Origin of the sequence: Aquisalimonas lutea (genome assembly GCF_030409225.1) — a bacterium.
In the GTDB taxonomy this organism is placed as follows: Bacteria; Pseudomonadota; Gammaproteobacteria; order Nitrococcales; family Aquisalimonadaceae; genus Aquisalimonas; species Aquisalimonas lutea.
Map to the genome: position 1 here is coordinate 424562 of NZ_JAUFPK010000004.1, position 21824 is coordinate 446385.

The window sequence follows — 21824 nt, forward strand, 5'->3', positions numbered from 1 at the left end:
GCGTCACGCCGGGAACACGCCGGACGAAAGATAACGGTCGCCGCGGTCGCAGACGATGGTGACGATGGTGGCGTTTTCGACCTCCGCCGACAGGCGCAGCGCCGCCGCCAGGGTTCCCCCCGAGGAGACGCCGGCCATGATGCCCTCCACCGCGGCCAGCTGCCGGGTCATCTCCTCGGCGTCATCCTGGCTGACGTCGATGATACGGTCCACGCGCTCGGGCTCGTAGATCTTCGGCAGGTAGGCCTGGGGCCAGCGGCGGATCCCCGGGATCTGCGAGCCGTCCTCCGGCTGGACGCCGACGATCTGTACGCCGGGCGCGGTCTCCCGCAGGAAGCGCGAGGTTCCCATGATGGTGCCGGTGGTGCCCATGGAGGAGACGAAATGCGTCATCGTCCCGCGGGTGTCACGCCAGATCTCCGGACCGGTGCCCTCGTAGTGGGCCCGCCAGTTGTCCGGGTTGGCGAACTGATCGAGCACGCGGCCCAGCCCCTGGTCCTGCATCTGCTGAGCGCGATCCCGGGCCTCTTCCATGCCGCCCTCCTGGGACACCAGCACCAGCTCCGCGCCGTAGGCGCGCATGGACGCCCGGCGCTCGGCGGTCATGTGCTCCGGCATGACCAGCACCATGCGGTAGCCGCGGATGGCTGCCGCCATGGCCAGGGCGATGCCCGTGTTGCCGCTGGTCGCCTCGATCAGCGTATCCCCCGGGCGGATCTCGCCGCGCTCCTCCGCCCGGCGGATCATGCTCATGGCCGGGCGGTCCTTGACCGAGCCCGCGGGATTGTTGCCTTCCAGCTTGAGCAGGATGGTGTTGGAGGACTCGCCCCCCAGTCGCTGCAGGCGAACCAGCGGCGTGTTACCGACGAAGTCTTCTACCGTGGGATAACTCATGTATGTGCAAACTCGGCCAGGGGCGCTTCCGTCGTGCGGAGCGCAGGAACAATCCGGGGCGCGGCCGCCCCGGAGGCGTATTCTCGCCCACAAGCAGGGACGCGGGAAAGCTCGGCTTGCTGTGCGGCCCGCATCATCACCTGTAGCATAACGGAAGCCGATCCCACGGACAGGACCGATCACCATGCGCTGGGGACTGGGTGCGCGCATATTCTTTCTGGCGGTGCTGGCGCCGATGCTGGCCACGACGGTGCTCGTGGGCTACCTGCTCTACAGCCGGGGGCAGGATGTGCGCACGCAGCTCCTCGAGCGCGGCGAGACCGTGGCGCGCCAGCTGGCACCGGCCCTCACGGGGCCGCTCACCCGCGAGCAGGAAGACGTCATGCGCGAGGTGGTGGTCGCCGCCCGCCTGGACCCGGCCATCGCCCGCGTGACCATCCAGCGCAGCGACGGCCGGGTCCTGCTGGAAAGCGCCGCGGAGACGGCGGATTCCCGCACCGACGGCTTCATGGTCACCCTCGGCTCCTGGCTTCTCGGGCTGGACCGCGCGCCCAGCTTCCGGGTTCCGGTGGTCCCGCCCCCGGCCCCGCTGGTCGACCGCCTCCCCATCGACAGCGGCACTCCGCCGCTGGGCTGGGTACTCGTGGACGTGGACGCCGCCCCCTACCTCCAGCGGGAGGCGACCATGGTGGCGCGGGCGGCCGCCGTTCTGGGACTGGTCCTGCTGATCAGCCTGGCGCTCGGCTACTGGGCGGCGCGCGGCGTGCGCCGGCCGCTGGAGCGGCTCACCGAGACGGTGAGGCGGCTGGGTGCCGGGGATCTGCGCGCGCGGGTGCACCTGCTCGCCGGCGGTGAAGTCGGCCGGCTGGCGCGCTCGATCAACCGCATGGCGATCCGCCAGGAGCGCAACGAGCGCGACCTGAACGATCAGATCGACCAGGCGACCCGGGAGCTGCGGGAGACCCTGGAGGCGGTGGAGATCCAGAACGCCGAGCTGGACATCGCCCGCAAGCGGGCCCTGGAGGGCAGCAAGGTCAAGTCCGAGTTCCTGGCCAACATGAGCCACGAGATCCGCACGCCCATCAACGGCATTCTCGGCTTCGCCGACCTCCTGTCCCACTCCCGGCTCGACGAGGAGCAGCAGGACTACGTGGGTACCATCCGCGAGTCCTGCACCAATCTCATCGCCCTGGTCAACGACATCCTCGATTTCTCCAAGATCGAGGCCGGCAAGCTGGTCATCGACAACGTCGCCTTCGACATGCGCGACTGCATCGAGGAAGTCCTGGCGCTGATGGCACCGACGGCCTACGGCAAGAGCCTGGAGCTGGTGCACCTGATCTACCAGGACGTTCCGCTGCAGCTGTTCGGCGACCCCATCCGCATCCGGCAGGTGCTGACCAACCTGGTCCACAACGCGGTGAAGTTCACGCCGGAAGGCCGCGTCGTGGTCCGGGTGATGCTGGAGGAAGAAGCGGCCGAGCACGCGCTCCTGCGCATCTCGGTTACCGACACCGGCATCGGCATGAAGCCCGAGGAGCAGGAGAAGCTGTTCAAGGCGTTCAGCCAGGCGGATACATCCATTACCCGACGCTTCGGCGGGGCCGGCCTGGGGCTGATCATCTCCAAGAAGCTCGTGGAGCAGATGGGCGGCGAGATCGGGCTGGAGAGCGAGCCGCAGTCGGGATCGACGTTCTCGTTCACGCTGAGCTGCGTCAAGCAGCGCCGTATCGAGACCGACGATCGGCCGGTGGTCGGTCACAACCCCATCGAAGGGCGGCAGCTGCTGCTCTACGACACCTCGACCCTGAGCCGCCTCGCCGTTCGCCACGTGCTCGAGGGCTGGGACGTGCGCGTACGCGACGCCGAGGACGCCGCCACCTTTCAGTCGCTGGCCACCGCCGCCCGCAACTGGGACGGCATCGTCGTCGGGCTGTCCCGGGACGAGCTCAACCGGCGGGATTTCCGCGACCTCATGACCCGGGTGGAGCGGCTCGGCTGCCCCGTGCTCGTGCTGGCCAGTACCGTGGACCGCAACGAGCTGCGCGGTCTCTACCAGCAGGGCGCCGCGTCGTGCCTGCCCAAGGCGGTCCGCCGGCAGACCCTCTACCGGGAGCTCTGCCGCCTGCTGGACGACAGGGGCGAGCCCCACGCGCCCGCCCCCGTACCGCCCCGTCTGCGGCCGGCTGCCGAGCCGGCGCCCGCTGCCGCCATCCCGCGCGCCCGGACGCGGGCCCTGGTAGTGGACGACAACGCCATCAACCGCAAGCTGGTCTCCACTATCCTGCGTCACCAGGGAGTGGACGTGGAGGAAGCCGACGACGGGCACCAGGCAGTGGCATGCTGCCGCGAGTCCGATTTCTCCATCGTGTTCATGGACATCCACATGCCGGCGATGAGCGGCGAGGCCGCCTCCCAGGCCATCCGCGAGAACGTCACGGCCCGGGGCGGCCCCGTCCCCCGCCTGGTGGCGCTGACCGCCAATGCCCTCTCGGGGGAGCGTGAGCGCCTGCTGTCCCTGGGCCTGGACGAGTGCCTGATCAAGCCCGTGTCGGAGCAGCAGGTGTCACGACAGCTGCGCCTGGCGACCGGGCTGGAGCCGGACGATGCCGCGGCGGGCGGCGAGCAGGCGGATGCGGATCCCGCCGGCAGCAGCACCGTCTACCGCCAGCTCCAGGGCGAGATGCAGTCCATGCTCACCGGCGAGCTCCCCGACCATCGCCAGGCGATCCGCCGGGCCTATCGGCGGGGCGAGCTGGAGGCTCTGCGCGATCACGTGCACAAGCTCAACGGCGCCGCCAGCGTCTGCCGGGCCGAGGAGCTGCGGGTCGCATGCGAGGATCTGGAACGCGCGGTGGCCGAGGACCGGCGGGTGGACATCCCGTCCGGCGTCGAGCGCGTGGTCACGGCCATCAATCAGCTGCTGACCACCTATGCCGGGGATCAGTGACCGTCGGGCGGCCTCTCGGCCGCGCCGCCCTCGGCCATGACGAAGGCAAGCGCATAGGCGCCGTCATCGCTGATGCTGACGTGCCAGCGGGCAACTCCAAGGATCCGCGCGGTCTCCGCCCCGCGGCCGCCGACCTGCAGCACCGGAGCCCCGGCGGCGGTGCGCTCCACGGTCAGGTCGTGAAAGGCCAGCGCTGCGCCGATGCCCGTGCCCAGCGCCTTGGCCGCGGCCTCCTTGACCGCCCAGCGGCGGGCGAGATGCCCGCCCGGATCACCATGGGCACGCCACCGCGCCATCTCGCCGGGCGTCAGCACCCGCTCGGCGAAACGCTCGCCGTGGCGCTCCAGGGCCCGGCGCACGCGCTCGATCTGCACCAGGTCGGTGCCGATGCCGATCACGCTCACGGTGCGGCTCCCCGGATGAGCGCCTTCATGTCCCGCACCGCCTGCTCGAGTCCCGCGAGCACGGCGCGGGCGATGATGCCGTGGCCGATATTGAGCTCGTGGATGCCCGCAATCGCCGCGATCGCCTCGGTATTGTGGTAATGCAGCCCGTGGCCGGCGTTGACAATGAGCCCTTCCTCCAGCCCCAGCTCGACGCCGGCGCGAACGCGATCGAGCTCGTCGCGCCGCGTCTCCTCGTCGCCGGCGTCGGCATAGCGCCCGGTATGCAGCTCCACCGTGGGCGCCCCCGCCTGCCGTGCCGCGACGATCTGGCGCGGGTCCGGGTCGATGAACAGCGACACCTGGATGCCGGCGCGGGCCAGCCGCTCGCACGCGCCGCGGATGCGTTCCGGCTCCGCCGCCACGTCCAGCCCGCCTTCGGTGGTCAGCTCCGCGCGCTTCTCGGGAACCAGGCAGCAATGGGCGGGCTGCACGCGCTCGGCGATGGCCAGCATCTCCTCGGTGACCGCCATCTCCAGGTTCATGCGGGTCTGCAGCACCGGTGCCAGCCGCTCCAGATCGTGATCCTGGATATGACGCCGGTCCTCGCGCAGATGCAGGGTAATGCCGTCGGCACCGCCCTGCTCGGCGATCAGGGCTGCCTGGACCGGGTCCGGGTACCGTGTTCCCCGCGCCTGGCGCAGCGTGGCCACGTGGTCGATATTCACGCCGAGCAGAACACCGGTCCGGGGGCTGCAGGTCATTGTCATGGCTCCTGTTCCTGGGAGAGGTCCGTGCGTCGCAGGCTGGCGTACAACGCCCGGCTCTGCAGCGGGCGCGCGCCGATGTACAGGCCGACGGCGGCGCGCATGAGGCGCTGCACTTCGCCGCGAAGCGCCTCGTCGGCGAGCTCCTCGCGCGCCAGGGCCAGCAGCGCCGCTCCCGAGATCACCAGCCCGGCGGCCTCCGGGTCGGCCTCCACCGGGCCGTACTCGAGCTCGTAGCGGTACCGGGCGCCCGGATCCACCGGGCGCCCGGTATCCGCCGTACTGTCCAGAAGCAGGCCGTATCCGAGCCCTTCCAGGAGCCGCTTCTCGAACAGCCGCAACGGCACGTCCTCGGGCTGGTCCGCGGCGGCCAGGGACGTCAGCGCGTCGCCGTAGGCGACGAACACGTCCGGGACCGGGTCATCCCGGCGCAGCAGCCGCAGCAGCAGCTCGCTGAGGTAGAACGCCCCCGCGAGCCGGGTACCGGGAAAGCGCAGCGGCCGCCCGCCCGCTTCCGCGAACGTCAGCGTCGCCAGCTCGCCGCGGCCCGCCCAGTTCACCAGTACCGGCTGAAAGGGTTCCAGCACGCCGCGCCAACGGGATCGCTGTCCGCGCGCACCACGGGCCACGGCGCCGATACGCCCGTGGTCCCGGGTGAGCAGCTCCAGCAGCAGGCTGGTGTCGCGATAGGAACGCCGGTGGACCACCCAGGCGGGCACCGGGTGCGCCTGCCCTGTCACGCTCAGCCGCCCTCGTCGTAACCCAGGCTCTTCACGGCGCGCTCGTCGTCCGCCCAGCCGGCCCGCACCTTGACCCACAGCTCCAGGTGCACCCGCTGGCCCAGCAGGGGCTCGATCTGCCGCCGCGCCTGCTGGCCGATCCGCTTGAGCTGCTCGCCGCCCTTGCCGATGACGATGGCCTTCTGCCCCTCGCGCTCCACCCAGATGACCGCGGCGATGCGCGTGAGGCTGCTGCCGGCCTCGAACGCTTCCACCGCCACCGAGGTGGAGTACGGTACCTCCTGGCCCAGGGTGCGCATGAGCTGCTCACGGATGCGCTCGGCGACCAGGAAGCGCTCGCTGCGATCGGTCACCTGGTCCTCGGGGAAGAAGAACGCCGAGACAGGAAGGAATCCGCGGATGGCCTCCTCCAGCGGTTCCAGGTTCTGGCCCTTGGTCGCCGACAACGGCACGATGTCGGCGAACTCGTAACGCCCGGAGAGCTCCTCGATGAATGGCAGCAGCTGCTCCTTGTGCGGGATCAGGTCCACCTTGTTGATCACCGCGATCACCGGGCGTCCGGCTTCGCGGACGTGCTTCAGGACGCGGTCGTCGTCGTCGGTCCAGCGCCCCGGCTCGACCAGCAGGACGATGACGTCCACGTCGCCCAGCACCGCCACCGCCGTGCGGTTGAGCGTGCGGTTGAGCGCCTTTTTCTGCTCGCCGTGCAGGCCGGGGGTGTCCACGTACACGAACTGCGTGTCGCCGCGGGTCTGCACGCCCAGCAGCCGGTGCCGCGTCGTCTGCGGCCGGTTCGAGACGATGCTGAGCTTCATGCCCAGCAGGCGATTGAGCAGCGTGGACTTGCCCACGTTGGGTCGACCGATCAGGCCGATATAGCCGCAACGCTGCTCCGCGCCGGCGTCGTCCGGCACCCGGTCGGTCATTGCGAATCCTCCTGCTTGCCGGCCTCGAGGGTACGCAGCATGGCCTCGGCGCCCCGCTGCTCGGCCCGGCGCCGGCTGCCTGCCTCGCCGACGGTCACCGTGTCCACCTCGGGCACGCGGCACTCCACCCGGAAGGTCTGGTCGTGCGCCTTGCCGGCGATCTCCAGGACCTCGTAGGTGGGCAGGGACAGGCGCGCGGACTGCAGGTATTCCTGGAGCCGGGTTTTCGGGTCCTTGAGCTCGGAGGCATCCGGCAGGTGCTCCAGGCGCTCGGCGAACAGCCGCACGATGAGGGCGTGGCAGCGGGCGAAACCGCCGTCCAGGTAGACCGCCCCCAGCACGCCCTCCAGGGCGTCGGACAGGATGGAGTCCCGGCGGCGCCCGCCGCTCTTGCGCTCGCCGCTGCCCAGCCGCAGGTGCCGTCCGAGGTCGAGCTGGCGGGCAATGGAGGCGAGGGTCTCGCGATTGACCAGGCTCGCCCGCAGGCGGCTCAGACCGCCTTCGGAATCCCGGGGCTGGCGCCGGAACAGCTCGTCGGCGATGACGAAGTTCAGGACGCTGTCTCCCAGGAACTCCAGCCGCTCGTTGTTGCGGTCGCTGACACTGCGGTGTGTCACGGCCTCTTCCAGCAATGCCGGATCATTGAATCGGTAGTCAAGCATCCGGCACAGCGGCTCCAGGCTGTCGCTCACGGCTCCACCATTGCCTCGTTGCGGAAGCTGGCGACTCCATCGAGATTCCAGACCAGCGGGAACCGGCGCTCGTATTCAACGACCACCCGGATGCTCTCGCCGGCCCTTTCCACGCTCAGGCCGTCCCGGACCACGGAATCGACACTGTTGACCTGCATGCGCCGGCTCACGGCCCTGCGGACGTCGTTCACCCCGGCGCCCCGCAGCGCCGCGTCCGAGGCCACGTTGTCCACGATGGACCCAACCGTCATCGACTCCATGTACACCGGCACGATCCGCAGGGCCATCACGGCCACGAACGCGGCGACCACCAGCACCAGAAACCACCCGATCAGGCCGGCTCCGGCCTGTCGCCGCGGCCCGGGAACCGTGCCGCTAGTTGAGAACATCGCCGATCCGACTCCAGTTGACTCGATTTTCATGGGTGTCCCAGCTCATCCAGATGAGAAATGCCCGCCCGACCAGCAGATCCTCGCTGACGGGCCCCCAGCAACGGCTGTCACTACTCCGGTCCCGGTTGTCCCCCATGGCGAAGTAATGGTTCTCCGGGACCGTGTAACCATCCGGCGGCGCTGCATAGTCGGTACACCACGTGCCCCGGGGATGGCGCAGCGTGCGGTACTCCCGCCCGCCGAGATGCTCCTCGATCACGTACGCGCGCGGCGCCTGCGGCTGGTCGTACGGCCCCAGCTCGGTCTGCTCGACACGCTCGCCGTTGATGTACAGCGTACCGTTGTCGTAGACAACGTTGTCCCCGGGCAGACCGACGATGCGCTTGATGAAGTCCTGTCCGGGGTCCTCCGGGTACTTGAACACCGCCAGGTCGCCACGCTCCGGTTCGCCCGTCGGAATCAGCGTACTATTGAGCACCGGCAGGCGTACATCGTACGAGAACTTGTTGACCAGAATGAAATCCCCGGCCAGGAGCGTCGGGATCATGGAGCCCGAGGGAATGCGGAACGGCTCCACGATGAACGAGCGGATCACCAGCACGACCAGGATCACCGGGAACAGCGAGCGGCACAGGTCCACCCACCAGTTCTCCCGGGTGGCGGGCTCGCCCGCCTTCTGCCTCCGCCGACGCTGCACCTGGGCCCAGACCACCGTGACCGCGGTCACCAGGGTCAGGGCAACCAACAGGACTTCAAAATCGGGGAACATGGAGACTCCTGGGGGCTATTCGTTGTTGTTGACCTGGAGGACGGACAGGAAGGCTTCCTGCGGGATTTCCACCTTGCCCACCTGCTTCATGCGCTTCTTGCCGGCCTTCTGCTTTTCCAGAAGCTTGCGCTTGCGCGTGACGTCGCCGCCGTAGCACTTGGCCGTGACGTTCTTGCGCATGGCCTTGACGGTGGACCGCGCGACGATGTGGTTGCCCACGGCCGCCTGGATCGCCACCTCGAACATCTGCCGCGGGATCAGCTCCCGCAATCGGTCGGTGAGCTCGCGTCCCCGCCGGTGGGCGTGCTCGCGGTGGACGATCAGCGCCAGCGCGTCGACCCGGTCGCCGTTGATCAGGATATCCAGGCGCGCCAGGTCCTCCGCCTGGAAACGCGCGAGATCGTAGTCGAACGAGGCGAAGCCGCGGCTCGCCGACTTGAGACGATCGAAGAAATCCAGCACCACCTCGCTCAGCGGCAGCTCGTAGGTCAGCGAGATCTGGTTGCCCACGAACTGCATGTCGCGCTGCTTGCCGCGCTTTTCCTCGCACAGGGCGATCACGGCGCCGACATAGGACTGCGGCACGAGGATGTTGCCGAGAATGATCGGCTCGCGGATCTCGGCGATCTCGTGCATCGGCGGCAGCGACGCAGGGTTGCTGATGTTGAGGATCTCGCCGTCCGTGGTCTCCACCTCGTAGACCACGGTGGGAGCGGTGGTAATGAGATCGAGGCCGTACTCGCGCTCCAGGCGCTCCTGCACGATTTCCATGTGCAGCATGCCCAGGAATCCGCAGCGGAAGCCGAAGCCCAGCGCCGCGGAATTCTCCGGCTCGTACTGCAGCGAGGCATCGTTGAGGCGCAGCTTCGACAGCGCATCGCGGAAGGACTCGTAGTCCTCGGAGCTGATCGGGAACATGCCCGCGAACACGCGCGGCTGGACCCGCTTGAAGCCCGGCACGCGCTCGGCGCAGGGGGCGTACTTGTGGGTCAGCGTGTCGCCCACCGGGGCGCCGTCGATATCCTTGATGCCGGCGACCACGAAGCCGACCTCGCCGGTCTCCAGGGACTTCATCGCCGTCTTCTTGGGCGTGAACATGCCCAGCTGGTCCACCTGGAACTCCCGGCCGGTGGACATCACCTGGATCTTCTCGCCGACGTTGATCTGGCCGTTGAACACCCGGACCAGGCAGACCACGCCCAGGTAGTTGTCGAACCAGGAGTCCATGATCAGCGCCTTCAGCGGGTCCTCGGGCTTGCCGCGGGGCGCCGGTACATGCTTGACGATGGCCTCCAGCAGCTCGTCGATCCCCTGGCCGGTCTTGGCGCTGATCATGAGGGCGTTGTCGGTCTCCAGGCCGATGATCTCCTCGATCTGCTGGAGGACCTCCTCGGGATTCGCCGACGGCAGGTCGATCTTGTTGAGCACGGGCAGGATCTCCAGCCCCTCGTCCACCGCCGTGTAGCAGTTGGCCACACTCTGGGCCTCGACGCCCTGGGATGCGTCCACGACCAGCAGCGCGCCGTCGCAGGCGGCCAGCGAGCGCGAGACCTCGTAGGAGAAGTCCACGTGCCCGGGGGTGTCGATGATGCTGAGCTGGTAGGTATTGCCGTCGCGGGAGTGGTACTGCAGCGCCACGCTCTGTGCCTTGATGGTGATGCCGCGCTCGCGCTCCAGGTCCATCGAATCGAGCACCTGCTCGGACATCTCGCGGCCCGTCAGCGCACCGCAGCGCTCGATCAGCCGGTCCGCCAGCGTCGACTTGCCGTGGTCGATGTGCGCGATGATGGAGAAATTGCGTATGTGTTTCATGTCACCTTCTTGATCCGCCGGCGGCCCGCCGCGGGCCGCCCGGCCCCGAATTTGCGGCACTCGAACGCAAACGTGCCCCGCAGGCGGGGCACGTGCGACGTACTCCGGCACCCTTCCGGAGCCGGTATTGTACCGGTTTAGTCGTCTTCCGGCAGGCGTAGCGGCAGAAACCGGGGTGAACCGTTGCGCAGAAGCAGCAGCGGCACCACGCGGCCGCCTTCCAGGTCTTCGGCGATCTCCCGGAAGGCCTCCAGGGAATCGACGCGTTTCTGATCCAGCATGGTAATCACGTCCCCGCTGCGCACGCCCGCCTCGGCGGCCGGTCCGGCGTCGACGCCCTCCACGAGAACGCCGCCCTGGTCCAGCCCCATCTCCTCACGCTCCTGGCTGCTCAGGTCGCGCAGCCGCATGCCGAAGAACGTCTCCGGCTCGGCCGGCGCCTGCCGCTTGTCGGGGGAGCCGGGCTGCTGGCGCTGCGCCAGGTCGTCGGGCAGCTCACCCAGGGTGACCTCGAACTCGCGACGCTCGCCGTCGCGGATCACTTCCACCGTCGCCTCCGAGGAGGCGCGCTTGCGGCCGACCATCGGCGGCAGGTCCGACGACGTCCCCACCTCGCGGCCGTCGAAGCGAACGATGATATCGCCCGGCTTGAGCCCCGCCTCGTCCGCCGGGCTGTCCGGGGTGACCTGGGCGACCAGCGCGCCCCGCGGCCGGTCCATGCCGAACGACTCGGCCAGATCGCGGTCCACGTCCTGGATCAGCACACCCAGCCAGCCGCGGGCGACCCGGCCCTCGGTGCGCAGCTGCTGCACCACGTCCATGGCCAGCTCGATGGGAATGGCGAACGACAGCCCCATGAAGCCGCCGCTGCGGCTGTAGATGTGGGAGTTGATGCCCACCACCTCGCCGTCCAGGTTGAACAGCGGGCCGCCGGAGTTACCCGGGTTGATGGCCACGTCGGTCTGGATGAACGGCACGTAGTTGTCCTGGGGCAGGCTGCGCTGCTTGGCGCTGACGATGCCCGCGGTCACCGAATGCTCGAAGCCGAACGGCGAGCCGATGGCCAGGACCCATTCGCCCACGGAGAGATCACTGGACGAGCCGATGGATACCGTCGGCAGGTTCTCGGCATCGATGGTCAGCAGGGCCAGGTCGCTGCGCTCGTCGTAGCCCACCACTTCCGCGGTGAACTGCCGGCGATCGCTGAGCTTCACGACGACTTCATCGGCGTTGCGGACCACGTGGTAGTTGGTGATGATGTCGCCGTCGGACGAGATAATGAACCCGGAGCCGAGCGACTCGGCATCGAACGGCCGCGGCGGCGCGCCGTCGCCCCCGTTTTCCCCGCCGAAGCGGTCGAAGAAGTCTCGGAAGGGGTGATCCTCGGGAAGATCCGGCATGTCGCGCGTACTGCTGCCCTGGCCGCCGGATTGCGTGGAGCTGATGTTCACCACGGCGGGGCTGTTCGCTTCCACGAGATCCGTGAAGGCCGGCAGGCTCTCCTGCGCCTCGGCCCGGGCCAGCGTCATGGCCGCGAGCAGCGCCAGGGTGCACACCGCGATCAGGTTCTTCTGTCTCACCAGTTGTTGCATGCTCGGATCCCCGTACTCCCGAAACTGAAATCCGCACGCCCCGGCGAAGCCGGATGCGTACCATCGCTTGGTTCTTCCACGGTGTCGCCGCCGCTCAGCCGCCCTCTCCCTGGCGGCCCTGGTACCCTGCGCTGCAGACCGTATCAGGAACCTGCTCCACTAACACTGGTTGAAAACGGTTCCCCCGTCCAGCGCATCGGCCGAGCCATCGCGCCGCCAGGCACCCGGCGGCGAAGCCGCCGAGCCCTCCGGCGATACTGCCGCCTTCGCCCCAGGCGGCCAGCGCCAGGGTACCCGCCAGCATTGCGATCAATGGCACGAGATAGGCGATGGCTGCTGCGCGAAGCAGGCCGCCCTCCGGCAGGGCCACCGTCACCCGGTCCCCGGTCCGCCACCGCCGCGATGCGGGGAGCTCGATATCGACATGACCGCCCGGGAAGGCCCGCGCGAAAACGCCGGCACCGCAGCCGTGGCGCAGGTGGCATCGGTCGCACGCGCTCCGGCGCTGCACGCGGACCCGGACGAACCGGCCCGTTACCTCCGCCACCTCGCCGTGCTGCCGGATCATCCGCACCTCATTGCGCGAACGGCATGGTCGGTCGACATATTCCTGCCGCCCACGGTGTGCGACGGCGGTTCGATTCCGGGGGGCAGGAGTGACGGGCTGCGTGGCCTGCAGAAGAAGGCGATGCCGAAGCCTCAAGTGGCTGCGCTGCGGCGCTTCGGGCGCCGCGTTGTCCACCGGAATACGGCACTAGTTGTCAGCGCCCTGCGTACTCACCGGCCGCGTCAGCAGCTCCAGCTGCATCTCCCGGCCTTCAGCGCCGGTGACCGCGTATTCCTGGAGGCGTGTCTCGACATCCGAATCCAGCCGCTCCCACTGAATGCTGTCCGTGCTCACGGGCTGCCCGGTGACACCGGACGGCAGACCCTGCGTGGCGACGGTCTGCAGCGGCTCGCCTTCCGGTCCGGCGGACTGCTCCGGCCACACCGTGATGGCGACCAGCGCCACGGACGCGGCTACCGCGACCCCGGCCGCCGGCCGCATCCAGCGGCGCGGCACCTCCGGCGCCCGCGCGTCATGGGCAGGCTCCTGCTCCAGCGCCGCCGAGACCCGGCGTCCCAGCGATGGATCCACCTGCTCCGGCAGATTCCGGTGCAGGGCGTCGCGGATCACCGCGTACCGGCCCACCCGCTCGGCGAGCTCGTCGTCACGCTGCGCCTGACGGAGGAGCAGCTGCAGCTCGGAGGAGTCCAGCTCGTCATCCACCAGGGCCGACAGCTGTTCATGGTAAGGCTTCGTCATGGCACACCACCTGTCCGCTATTTATTATCCAGCAACGGTTGCAGTCGGTTGTCGATCGCTTCTCGCGCACGGAAGATTCTCGATCGGACCGTCCCCACGGGGCAATCCATGGCCTTGGCGATCTCCTCGTAGCTGAGACCGTCCAGCTCCCGCAACGTGATCGCGGTGCGCAGGTCTTCCGGCAGCGCCTCGATTGCGTCGAACACGGTGCGTTCGATCTCTTCCCGGTAGGCCAGGCCTTCCGGTGTATCCGTCTCGCGCAGCATCGAGTCGGCGGCATACTGCTCGGCGTCCTGGGCGTCGACATCGCTGCCCGGCGGCCTCCGCCCCTGGGCGACCAGGTAGTTCTTGGCCGTGTTGGCGCCGATCCGATAGATCCAGGTGTAGAAGCTGCTCTCGCCCCGGAACTTCGGCAGGGCCCGGTAGGCCTTGATGAAGGTCTCCTGCGCGACATCCTGCGCCTCGCTGGGATCGGACACGTACCGTGAAATCATCTTCACGAGCTTGTGCTGGTACTTCTGCACCAGCAGGTCAAACGCCTTCTTGTCGCCGGCCTGCACACGCTCGACGAGCTGTTGATCGACCTGAGCATTGGTCATTCAGCCCGTCCTTTCGTGATCATTCCTCTGACCACGTCTGTGCCATAGACATTGATGGGCATGGATAGTTCGCGCACTTCCGCGGATTGTGTTTAGATAAGTGCCGGCTACGCCGCCCAGTGCGGTCGTTGCTTGACTCGGCTCCGGCATGCCATTCGGCCGGATCAGGCAGGCCGGAACGGTCACTGAGGGTAGCCGATCGGCCAATGGCCCTGCAAGCGACGGGCCGGAAGCGGGCCAGCCTGCCCGGCGGTCTCCTGTCCGGGAAACGCGCACTCCGGAAACAGGCCCCAGCAATCTTTCAGCAAAGCAACGTGCCCATGTCCGAGCAGTTCGATGTCGTCATCGTCGGCAGCGGCGCCGCCGGCCTCACCCTTGCGCTGCGCCTGCCGCAGCACCTGCGGGTGGCGGTCCTGTCCAAGGGTCCGCTCACCGAGGGTTCCAGCCTGTACGCCCAGGGCGGCATCAGCGCCGTCCTGGACGAGCGGGATTCCGTGGAGGCCCACGTGGCCGACACCCTGGACGCCGGTGCCGGCCTGTCCGACCCGGAGGTGGCCCGGTTCGTGGCATCCCGGGCGGCGGACTGCATCCACTGGCTGATCGGCAACAAGGTTCCCTTCTCGCGGGAGGAGGACGGCCGCGGCGAGGGCCCGTTGCACCTGCACCGGGAAGGCGGTCACTCGCACCGCCGCATCGTCCACGCCGCCGACGCCACCGGCCGTGCCGTGGAGACCACGCTGGAGGGCATGGTGCGCCGGCGCGACAACATCACCGTGCTGGAGCACCAGGTCGCCGTGGATCTCATCACGGCCCGGCGCCTGGGGCATGCCACCCAGCGCTGCCTGGGGGTCTACGCGCTGGATGCCGCCGCGGACCGGGTGCGTCCCCTGGCCGCTCCGGCAGTGGTCCTTGCCACGGGGGGTGCCAGCAAGGTGTACCTCTATACCAGCAATCCCGACGGCGCCACGGGGGACGGCATCGCCATGGCCTGGCGCGCCGGCTGCCGGGTGGCGAACATGGAATTCAACCAGTTCCATCCCACCTGCCTGTTCCATCCCCGGGCCAAGTCGTTCCTGCTCAGCGAGGCCCTGCGCGGTGAGGGCGCCCGGTTGCTGCTGCCCGACGGTACCCGCTTCATGCACCGCTTCGACGAGCGCGGCGAGCTCGCCCCCCGGGATATCGTCGCGCGCGCCATCGACCACGAGATGAAGCGCCTGGGCGCCGACTGCGTGTACCTGGACATCTCCCACCGGGACCCGGAGTTCGTCCGCGAGCATTTCCCGACCATCCGCGAGCAGTGCCTGGCCTACGGCTTCGATCTCACGCAGGAGCCCGTTCCCGTGGTGCCGGCGGCCCACTACACGTGCGGCGGGGTCATGGTGGATCGCGCCGGGCGCACGGATCTTCCCGGCCTGTACGCCATCGGCGAGGTTTCCTACACGGGTCTCCACGGTGCCAACCGCCTGGCGAGCAACTCCCTGCTGGAGTGCCTGGTCTTCGGCACGGTGGCCGCCGACGACATCGCCGGCCACCTGCACGAGCTGCCGGAACCCGGTCCGCTGCCGCCGTGGGACGAAAGCCGTGTAAGCGACTCCGACGAGCAGGTGGTGGTCAGCCACAACTGGGACGAGCTGCGGCGGTTCATGTGGGATTACGTGGGCATCGTGCGCACCGCCAAGCGCCTGGAACGGGCGCGCCGACGCGTGGACCTGCTCCAGGGCGAGATCCTGGAGTACTACGGCAACTTCCGGGTCAACGCCGATCTGCTGGAGCTGCGCAACCTGGCCACGGTGGCCGAGCTCATCATCCGCTGCGCGCAGTCCCGGCGCGAGAGCCGGGGGCTGCACTACACGCTGGACCATCCGGAGCCCGCTCCCGACCCGGCACCCACCGTGCTCACCCCCAGCAGGTAGTACAGCCGGCGCCGGCTTCCGGCATCCAGGCTGTCCCGGGGCAGAACAACGCAGGCGCGCTCCCCGCCCCGCCCCTCCAGGTGGAGGATCATCAGCCAGGGATGGCGCAGCCAGCGGCGAAGCACCCAGGTACCTGCCGTGCCCCGCCCCTCATCGACGCGGACCTGTCCCGCCGTCGGCTCGACATGGAGGCGGCGGGCGTCCAGAAGGCGCGGCAGGCCGGGCAGCCGTCCCCGCAGCAGCCACGCGGCCAGAACGGGGAGCGACGCCGCCAGCGCCGCCACCGGCGCCGCGAGGACCGCTGCCAGCCATGCGCCGGCCAGCCCGTATCGCCACGCGCGCAGGAAACGTGACGGCCTAACCCGGAACCCCGAAGTCGCCGCGGATGCACTCCACCAGCCGCGCCATTCCGGCATCCTGCGGCACCTCTCCCTGGTAGAACCAGCCGAACAGGGTGTCGTCCTGCTCGTTCAGCAATGCGTCGAAGCGCGCCCGCTCGGCCTCGTCGAGGCGCTGATAGCCGTTGTCCAGGAAGCGCTCCAGCAGCAGGTCCAGCTCGCGCATGCCGCGCCGGCAACGCCACCGCAGCCGGGACAGTTCGCTCACACGGTCTCCTAGGTCCTAGTCTCAGCGACGGGCGACCATCAGCTTCTTGATCTCGGCGATCGCCTTGGCCGGGTTCAGCCCCTTGGGGCAGGTCTGGGCGCAGTTCATGATGGTATGGCAGCGGAACAGCTTGAACGGGTCTTCCAGCTCGTCCAGCCGCTCGCCGGTGGCCTCGTCGCGGCTGTCGGCGATCCAGCGATAGGCCTGCAGCAGCACCGCCGGCCCCAGGTAGCGGTCGCCGTTCCACCAGTAGCTGGGGCACGAGGTCGTGCAGCACGCGCACAGGATGCACTCGTAGAGCCCGTCCAGCTCCGCCCGGTCCTCCTTGCTCTGCAGCCGCTCGCGGTCCGGCGGCGTGGGCGTCTGCGTCTGGATCCACGGCTTGATCGAGGCGTACTGGGCATAGAAATGGGTCAGGTCCGGAACCAGGTCCTTGACCACCGGCATGTGCGGCAGGGGGTAGACGCGCACGTCGCCATCGACCTCGTCGCAGGCCTTGGTGCAGGCCAGGGTGTTCTGCCCGTCGATGTTCATGGCGCAGGAGCCGCAGATCCCCTCCCGGCAGGAGCGCCGGAACGTGAGCGTGGGATCCACCTCGTTCTTGATCTTGATCAGCGCGTCGAGAACCATCGGCCCGCAGTCGTCCATGTCGAGCTCGAAGGTGTCCATGCGCGGATTCTGCCCGTCGTCCGGCTTCCAGCGGTACACGCGGAAGCGGCGGACATTGCTGGCATCGTCCGGTGCGGGCCAGGTCTCGCCCTGGCCGACGCGGGAGTTTTCCGGAAGCTTGAACTCTGCCATTGCCTGTCAACCTCGTTGATTGCGGGCTGCGACCTCGGTCGCTGATTCAGTAGACCCGGGCCTTCGGCGGGAACGGCTCGACCTCGTCCGTGAGCGTGTTCATGTGCACGGGACGGTAGTCGATGGTGGTATTCCCGCGGGTGTCCATCCAGGACAGCGTGTGCTTCATCCAGTTGTCGTCGTCCCGCTCGCCGTAGTCCTCGCGGGCGTGCGCGCCGCGGCTCTCGGTGCGGTTGCGGGCGGACTGGATGGTGGTCACCGAGCAGCCCAGGAGGTTGTCCAGCTCCAGGGTCTCCACCAGATCGGAATTCCAGATCAGCGACCGGTCGGTCACGGAGACGTCCTCGAACGAGGCGAACACCTCTTCCATCTTCCGGCACCCCTCCTCGAGGACCTCGCCGGTGCGGAACACGGCCGCGAAGTTCTGCATGACGTTCTGCATGTTCGCCCGCACCTGCGCCGTGGGCTGGCTGCCGTTGGCGTTGCGCAGCCGGTCCAGGCGCTCCAGCGAGAAGTCCGCCGAGTCCTTCGGCAGGGGGCGGTGATTGTCGCCCTGCTCCGCCACCAGCTCCTTCGCCCGCAGGCCGGCGGCGCGGCCGAAGACCACCAGGTCCAGCAGCGAATTCGAGCCCAGGCGGTTGGCGCCGTGGACGGACACGCACGCCGCCTCGCCGATGGCCATGAGCCCGGGAACCACCGCGTCCGGATCGCCGTCGCGCAGGGTAACCACCTCGCCCTTGTAGTTGGTGGGGATGCCGCCCATGTTGTAGTGCACCGTGGGCAGCACCGGGATCGGCGAGCGGGTGACGTCCACGCCGGCGAAGATCCGCGCCGTCTCGGCGATGCCCGGCAGCCGCTCGTTGATCACCTCCGGCCCCAGGTGCTCCAGGTGCAGGTTGATGTGATCGCCGTTGGGCCCGACCCCGCGGCCTTCGCGGATCTCGATGGTCATGGAGCGGCTGACCACGTCGCGGGACGCCAGGTCCTTGGCGTTGGGCGCATAGCGCTCCATGAACCGCTCGCCACTGGAGTTCGTAAGATAGCCGCCCTCGCCGCGGACGCCCTCGGTGATCAGGCAGCCCGCACCGTAGACGCCGGTGGGATGGAACTGCACGAACTCCATGTCCTGCAGCGGCAGCCCCGCCCGCAGCACCATGCCCATGCCGTCGCCGGTACAGGTGTGCGCGGAGGTGCAGGAGAAATAGGACCGGCCGTAGCCGCCCGTGGCCAGGACCGTCTCGTGGGCGCGGAAGCGGTGGATGGTGCCGTCGTGGAGGTTCAGCGCGATGACGCCGCGGCAGGCCCCCTCGTCGTCCATGATCAGGTCCAGGGCGAAGTACTCGATGAAGAACTCGGCCTCGTACTTCAGCGCCTGCTGGTAGAGCGTGTGCAGGATGGCGTGACCGGTACGGTCCGCCGCCGCGCAGGTACGCTGGGCGCGGCCCTCGCCGAAATGGGTGGTCATGCCGCCGAACGGGCGCTGGTAGATGCGCCCCTCGTCGGTGCGCGAGAACGGCACCCCGTAGTGCTCCAGCTCGATGATGGCGGGGATCGCCTCGCGGCACATGTACTCGATGGCGTCCTGGTCGCCGAGCCAGTCGGAGCCCTTGACGGTGTCGTACATGTGCCAGCGCCAGTCATCCTCGCCCATGTTGCCCAGCGCCGCGGAGACACCCCCCTGCGCCGCCACGGTGTGGCTGCGCGTCGGGAACACCTTAGTGATGCAGGCCGTCTTCAGGCCCTGGTTGGCCATGCCGAACGTGGCGCGCAGCCCGGCGCCCCCGGCGCCGACGACAACAACGTCGTAGGTGTGATCGATGATCTCGTAGCTGGACATGCGGTTCAGCCTCCAAAGGCGATGCTGAGCACGGCGAGAATGCCCGTCAGGGCGAGTACCGCGGCGAGAAATTTCACGGCAACAATGCCGGCGACCTGCAGCGCCTTGTTGCCCACGTAGTCCTCCAGCACCACCTGGAGGCCCAGCTGCGCGTGGTAGAACGCCGTGGCCACGAGCAGGATGACGGCGCCGGCGGTGAACGGCGAGCCGACCCAGGCCCGCATGCCCTCGTAGCCGCTGCCCGCGTGCACGGCCAGGGAGAATGCAAACCACAGCACCAGCGGGATCAGCGCCACCGCCGTGACCCGCTGGAGCCACCAGTGGTGCACCCCGTCCTTCGCCGAGCCCAGCCCGCGCGCATCCTTGACCGGCGTCCGCATGTTCATCAGGCACCCCCCGTGGCAAGCGCCACGATCCAGACCAGCAACGTCAGCACCACCGCACCGGCGACCACCACCTGACCGGAGCGATGGGCCGTGTGCAGCTCGAAACCCCGACCCGTATCCCAGAACAGGTGCCGGATGCCGTTACCGAAGTGATAGAACAGCCCCAGGCTGAAGCCGAACAGGATGATCAGTCCCGGGATGGAGCCGAGCACCGCCTGCGCCGTAGCGAATGCCTCCGGCCCGCTGGCGAGCGCGACCAGCCAGTACACCACCAGCAGCGACCCGACTGCGTTGGCGACGCCGGCGATTCGGTGGGTAATGGAGAGGACGACGATGAAAGGCAGTCGGTAGATCTGCAGATGAGGGGAAAGCGGTCGATTATCGGTTGGCATCGTGACTCGCTCCGCGTGGAACAGTGGACCCGCAGGAGGCGTCGGCGTCCTGCGGACTGATTCCCGGCCGCAACCGTCCTCGTCGGCGTGTCAGGACGCGGGTGCCGGAGGTGATGGCGATACACCGGCCGGGGCAAGACCGTACCGGAGCCGGGGCTGCGGTCGTCCGGCTCGGCGGCGGCCCGGGCGTGCCCGCTGCGGCGGCTCGCGTGCCGCGCGGCTACAGCCCTTGCAGCGCACCATTTAACGGGCCCATAAGCTATACCGTCCGGGGGCATGATGCAAGGCAGCACCGTCGCCCCGGGGTGACGCGTTCAGAAGTCGGTGCAGCGACCGCCCTTTTCCCAGTCGCCGTAGCGCGTGGGCTCCGGGCCGGCCTGACCGCCGTGCTCGGGCGGCAAGCTGCTCGGGTCCTCGGGGGTCGTCGTGGTATTCTCGGGCTCCCGGTCGCGGGAGTCCTGCGATTCCGTCCGGTTCGGCTCCGGTTCCCGTTCCGCCATGGTTTCGCCCTCGTGTGCCGGTTGCAGGTTGCAATTATGCCATAGCCACAACGCAGGACATGATGATGAACGAGACATCCCGGACGCCGCCGAGCATCCAGTGGTCCGCCCTGCTCGCGCCGCAGAAGCCGCGCTTCGGCGATGACGGCGCGCTGCTGGACTTCGGCGACGCCGACGGCGAGCTGCACACGGTCCTCGGCGACGGCGGTGTCATGCCCCTGCCGGGCAGCGGCCTCATCCGGGTGGTCGGCGACGACGCCGCCGCCTTCCTGCAGGCGCAGCTCAGCGAGAGCGTGGCCGATCAGGGTACGGATGAATGGCGCCTGGCGGGGCTGTGCAACCCCAAGGGGCGCCTTCTCGGGCTGTTCCGCGTGCTGCGCCTCGATGACGACGACTTCCTGCTGCTCACCGACGGCAGCCTCGTCGAGGGGCTGGTGCAGCGGCTGCGCATGTACGTGCTCCGCTCCCGGGTCGCCCTCCAGGACTTCACGCCCCACGGCGGGGTCTGGGGCGCCGCCGGCTCGGGTGCCGCCGCCCTCACCCAGGTGGCGGGCACGCTGCCCCAGGGCACCGGCACCGCCGTGCATGCCGGTGACACCACGGTGCTGAACCTCGGCGGCGAGCCGGAGCGCTTCCTCGCCGTCGCCCACGCCCGCGATGCCGAGGGGCTGTGGAGCACGCTGACCGATGCCTCCCGCCCGGTCACCCCGACCGGCTGGACCCTGCTGGGCATCCGCGCCGGCGAGCCGGAGGTCACCGCCGCCACGCGGGAGCGGTTCGTCCCGCAGCAGGTCAACCTCGAGCTCATCGGCGGCATCAGCTTCCAGAAGGGCTGCTACCCGGGCCAGGAGGTCATTGCCCGCATGCACTACCGGGGCAAGCCGAGCCGGCGCATGTTCGGGCTGACCGCGCCGGCGGGCAGCGTCCCCTCACCCGGCGACAGCGTGCTCACCGCCGACGGCGCCTCCGCCGGCGAGGTGGTCCGGGCCGTGGCCGGCCCCGCGGGCACCGAGGCGCTGGCCGTTCTGCGCGTGCAGTACCACGGCCGCCAGGACCTGCGCCTGGGCGACCAGCCCGCCGGCTTCGCCCAGCTCCCCTACGACGTCCCGCTGCCGACGGAAGAGGAAGCGACGGACGACTCGTAGACCGGCACATGCCCGGGGTGCGAACGCGGCTTGCGGATGGGTCGGTGGTTGGCGGGGGTGTGTTGGGGTGGGCTCCGGAGCTCCGCTTACGGTACCCGGCTTCGGTTGAAGCCGGGTACCTATCCTGCGCTCCGGCCTGGCCGAGCGACAGCACGTCCCTGTGCTGACGCTCGGTTGCTTCATCCCTGAAGCAACCCCTCCGGGGCCGAGCGGCCTACGCTCCGGCGCTGCGCAAGTCGCCCACCCCAACACACCCCCGCCGACCACCGACGTCCAACCGGAAAGTATCGGGCATTCCTACACGCCGAACTCCGACACCACACGCAGGTGCAACGTTTCGAAGGCACCATTACGCTTCGATACCGGTCCGCGTCCGGTGGCGGGATTGGGGTTGGGTGACTTTGCGTAGCGCCGGAGCGCAG

Annotated in this window: 23 protein-coding genes; 3 read left to right on the top strand and 20 right to left on the bottom strand. The window is 69.0% G+C overall.

Features of this window, described 5'->3' with window-relative positions; all coding sequences use genetic code 11:
* Positions 1-3 precede the first annotated feature (3 nt).
* Positions 4-894, bottom strand: coding sequence for a cysteine synthase CysM (gene cysM, locus QWY84_RS13135; protein WP_290203165.1), 891 nt, complete (start codon positions 892-894; stop codon positions 4-6).
* 184 nt (positions 895-1078) lie between these two features.
* On the opposite strand from cysM, the gene QWY84_RS13140 reads away from it, so the two are divergent.
* A complete protein-coding gene (locus QWY84_RS13140; RefSeq protein WP_290203166.1) occupies positions 1079-3844 on the top strand; it encodes an ATP-binding protein in 2766 nt (921 codons plus the stop codon).
* Here the strand turns inward: QWY84_RS13140 and acpS are convergent.
* From acpS to rpoE, 12 genes are all read right to left on the bottom strand, one after another.
* A complete protein-coding gene (gene acpS / locus QWY84_RS13145; RefSeq protein ID WP_290203167.1) occupies positions 3838-4248 on the bottom strand; it encodes a holo-ACP synthase in 411 nt (136 codons plus the stop codon). The genes QWY84_RS13140 and acpS overlap by 7 nt on opposite strands.
* Positions 4245-4997: a pyridoxine 5'-phosphate synthase gene (gene pdxJ, locus QWY84_RS13150; RefSeq protein WP_435372987.1), complete on the bottom strand. Its 753-nt coding sequence runs from the start codon at positions 4995-4997 to the stop codon at positions 4245-4247. Before pdxJ ends, acpS begins: the two co-directional genes overlap by 4 nt.
* Positions 4994-5734 (bottom strand): DNA repair protein RecO, encoded by a 741-nt coding sequence (gene recO, locus QWY84_RS13155; protein WP_290203169.1) that lies wholly within the window; start codon positions 5732-5734, stop codon positions 4994-4996. The genes pdxJ and recO overlap by 4 nt, the downstream gene beginning before the upstream one ends.
* Before the next feature lie 2 nt (positions 5735-5736).
* The gene (gene era, locus QWY84_RS13160; RefSeq protein WP_290203170.1) at positions 5737-6660 is read right to left on the bottom strand and encodes a GTPase Era; all 924 of its coding nucleotides are present in this window, start codon (positions 6658-6660) and stop codon (positions 5737-5739) included.
* The gene (rnc, locus tag QWY84_RS13165) at positions 6657-7352 is read right to left on the bottom strand and encodes a ribonuclease III (protein ID WP_290203171.1); all 696 of its coding nucleotides are present in this window, start codon (positions 7350-7352) and stop codon (positions 6657-6659) included. The genes era and rnc overlap by 4 nt, the downstream gene beginning before the upstream one ends.
* Positions 7349-7741 (bottom strand): DUF4845 domain-containing protein, encoded by a 393-nt coding sequence (locus tag QWY84_RS13170; protein ID WP_290203172.1) that lies wholly within the window; start codon positions 7739-7741, stop codon positions 7349-7351. Before QWY84_RS13170 ends, rnc begins: the two co-directional genes overlap by 4 nt.
* Positions 7728-8513, bottom strand: coding sequence for a signal peptidase I (lepB, locus tag QWY84_RS13175; RefSeq protein WP_290203173.1), 786 nt, complete (start codon positions 8511-8513; stop codon positions 7728-7730). Before lepB ends, QWY84_RS13170 begins: the two co-directional genes overlap by 14 nt.
* 15 nt (positions 8514-8528) lie before the next feature.
* A complete protein-coding gene (gene lepA, locus QWY84_RS13180; RefSeq protein ID WP_290203174.1) occupies positions 8529-10325 on the bottom strand; it encodes a translation elongation factor 4 in 1797 nt (598 codons plus the stop codon).
* Between the two features lie 137 nt (positions 10326-10462).
* Positions 10463-11917, bottom strand: coding sequence for a DegQ family serine endoprotease (locus QWY84_RS13185; protein ID WP_353959891.1), 1455 nt, complete (start codon positions 11915-11917; stop codon positions 10463-10465).
* 94 nt (positions 11918-12011) lie between these two features.
* Entirely contained in the window at positions 12012-12485 is a 474-nt protein-coding gene (locus tag QWY84_RS13190; RefSeq protein WP_290203175.1) for a SoxR reducing system RseC family protein, read from the bottom strand.
* A 186-nt stretch (positions 12486-12671) separates the two neighbouring features.
* Complete coding sequence (locus QWY84_RS13195; RefSeq protein ID WP_290203176.1) at positions 12672-13223, bottom strand: sigma-E factor negative regulatory protein; 552 nt, start codon at positions 13221-13223, stop codon at positions 12672-12674.
* A gap of 17 nt (positions 13224-13240) precedes the next feature.
* Complete coding sequence (gene rpoE, locus QWY84_RS13200; protein WP_290203177.1) at positions 13241-13822, bottom strand: RNA polymerase sigma factor RpoE; 582 nt, start codon at positions 13820-13822, stop codon at positions 13241-13243.
* A 320-nt stretch (positions 13823-14142) separates the two neighbouring features.
* On the opposite strand from rpoE, the gene nadB reads away from it, so the two are divergent.
* Complete coding sequence (nadB, locus tag QWY84_RS13205) at positions 14143-15735, top strand: L-aspartate oxidase (protein WP_290203178.1); 1593 nt, start codon at positions 14143-14145, stop codon at positions 15733-15735.
* Here the strand turns inward: nadB and QWY84_RS13210 are convergent.
* The 7 genes from QWY84_RS13210 to QWY84_RS13240 all read right to left on the bottom strand — a co-directional run bounded on the left by QWY84_RS13210 (position 15669) and on the right by QWY84_RS13240 (position 20257).
* Positions 15669-16151, bottom strand: a complete 483-nt coding sequence (locus tag QWY84_RS13210; RefSeq protein ID WP_290203179.1) for a hypothetical protein — start codon at positions 16149-16151, stop codon at positions 15669-15671. The two genes, nadB and QWY84_RS13210, sit on opposite strands and share 67 nt — an antisense overlap.
* Positions 16093-16341 carry an FAD assembly factor SdhE gene (locus QWY84_RS13215; RefSeq protein WP_353959892.1) on the bottom strand — a complete coding sequence of 83 codons (249 nt, stop codon included), beginning with the start codon at positions 16339-16341 and terminating at the stop codon, positions 16093-16095. The genes QWY84_RS13210 and QWY84_RS13215 overlap by 59 nt, the downstream gene beginning before the upstream one ends.
* Before the next feature lie 21 nt (positions 16342-16362).
* Complete coding sequence (locus QWY84_RS13220) at positions 16363-17142, bottom strand: succinate dehydrogenase iron-sulfur subunit (protein ID WP_290203180.1); 780 nt, start codon at positions 17140-17142, stop codon at positions 16363-16365.
* Positions 17143-17188: 46 nt separating this feature from the next.
* Positions 17189-18979, bottom strand: coding sequence for a succinate dehydrogenase flavoprotein subunit (gene sdhA / locus QWY84_RS13225; protein ID WP_290203181.1), 1791 nt, complete (start codon positions 18977-18979; stop codon positions 17189-17191).
* A gap of 5 nt (positions 18980-18984) precedes the next feature.
* On the bottom strand, positions 18985-19365 hold the full coding sequence (sdhD, locus tag QWY84_RS13230) for a succinate dehydrogenase, hydrophobic membrane anchor protein (protein ID WP_290203182.1): 381 nt from the start codon (positions 19363-19365) through the stop codon (positions 18985-18987).
* On the bottom strand, positions 19365-19757 hold the full coding sequence (gene sdhC / locus QWY84_RS13235; RefSeq protein ID WP_290203183.1) for a succinate dehydrogenase, cytochrome b556 subunit: 393 nt from the start codon (positions 19755-19757) through the stop codon (positions 19365-19367). Before sdhC ends, sdhD begins: the two co-directional genes overlap by 1 nt.
* A gap of 314 nt (positions 19758-20071) precedes the next feature.
* Entirely contained in the window at positions 20072-20257 is a 186-nt protein-coding gene (locus tag QWY84_RS13240) for a DUF1674 domain-containing protein (RefSeq protein ID WP_290203184.1), read from the bottom strand.
* A gap of 65 nt (positions 20258-20322) precedes the next feature.
* Here QWY84_RS13240 and ygfZ point away from each other — a divergent pair, with 65 nt between their 5' ends.
* A complete protein-coding gene (ygfZ, locus tag QWY84_RS13245; protein ID WP_290203185.1) occupies positions 20323-21402 on the top strand; it encodes a CAF17-like 4Fe-4S cluster assembly/insertion protein YgfZ in 1080 nt (359 codons plus the stop codon).
* Positions 21403-21824 lie beyond the last annotated feature (422 nt).

What these genes read in the sequence shown, in the direction of transcription:
- QWY84_RS13210 (WP_290203179.1), bottom strand. Translation starts at nt 16,151, where the DNA reads ATGCCGGAATGGCGCGGCTGGTGGAGTGCATCCGCGGCGACTTCGGGG.
- QWY84_RS13170 (WP_290203172.1), bottom strand. Translation starts at nt 7,741, where the DNA reads ATGTTCTCAACTAGCGGCACGGTTCCCGGGCCGCGGCGACAGGCCGGA.
- QWY84_RS13185 (WP_353959891.1), bottom strand. Translation starts at nt 11,917, where the DNA reads ATGCAACAACTGGTGAGACAGAAGAACCTGATCGCGGTGTGCACCCTG.
- nadB (WP_290203178.1), top strand. Translation starts at nt 14,143, where the DNA reads ATGTCCGAGCAGTTCGATGTCGTCATCGTCGGCAGCGGCGCCGCCGGC.
- lepB (WP_290203173.1), bottom strand. Translation starts at nt 8,513, where the DNA reads ATGTTCCCCGATTTTGAAGTCCTGTTGGTTGCCCTGACCCTGGTGACC.
- ygfZ (WP_290203185.1), top strand. Translation starts at nt 20,323, where the DNA reads ATGAACGAGACATCCCGGACGCCGCCGAGCATCCAGTGGTCCGCCCTG.
- sdhC (WP_290203183.1), bottom strand. Translation starts at nt 19,757, where the DNA reads ATGCCAACCGATAATCGACCGCTTTCCCCTCATCTGCAGATCTACCGA.
- QWY84_RS13190 (WP_290203175.1), bottom strand. Translation starts at nt 12,485, where the DNA reads ATGATCCGGCAGCACGGCGAGGTGGCGGAGGTAACGGGCCGGTTCGTC.
- QWY84_RS13240 (WP_290203184.1), bottom strand. Translation starts at nt 20,257, where the DNA reads ATGGCGGAACGGGAACCGGAGCCGAACCGGACGGAATCGCAGGACTCC.
- sdhD (WP_290203182.1), bottom strand. Translation starts at nt 19,365, where the DNA reads ATGAACATGCGGACGCCGGTCAAGGATGCGCGCGGGCTGGGCTCGGCG.
- QWY84_RS13140 (WP_290203166.1), top strand. Translation starts at nt 1,079, where the DNA reads ATGCGCTGGGGACTGGGTGCGCGCATATTCTTTCTGGCGGTGCTGGCG.
- pdxJ (WP_435372987.1), bottom strand. Translation starts at nt 4,997, where the DNA reads ATGACAATGACCTGCAGCCCCCGGACCGGTGTTCTGCTCGGCGTGAAT.
- sdhA (WP_290203181.1), bottom strand. Translation starts at nt 18,979, where the DNA reads ATGTCCAGCTACGAGATCATCGATCACACCTACGACGTTGTTGTCGTC.
- rpoE (WP_290203177.1), bottom strand. Translation starts at nt 13,822, where the DNA reads ATGACCAATGCTCAGGTCGATCAACAGCTCGTCGAGCGTGTGCAGGCC.
- era (WP_290203170.1), bottom strand. Translation starts at nt 6,660, where the DNA reads ATGACCGACCGGGTGCCGGACGACGCCGGCGCGGAGCAGCGTTGCGGC.
- QWY84_RS13220 (WP_290203180.1), bottom strand. Translation starts at nt 17,142, where the DNA reads ATGGCAGAGTTCAAGCTTCCGGAAAACTCCCGCGTCGGCCAGGGCGAG.
- lepA (WP_290203174.1), bottom strand. Translation starts at nt 10,325, where the DNA reads ATGAAACACATACGCAATTTCTCCATCATCGCGCACATCGACCACGGC.
- cysM (WP_290203165.1), bottom strand. Translation starts at nt 894, where the DNA reads ATGAGTTATCCCACGGTAGAAGACTTCGTCGGTAACACGCCGCTGGTT.
- QWY84_RS13195 (WP_290203176.1), bottom strand. Translation starts at nt 13,223, where the DNA reads ATGACGAAGCCTTACCATGAACAGCTGTCGGCCCTGGTGGATGACGAG.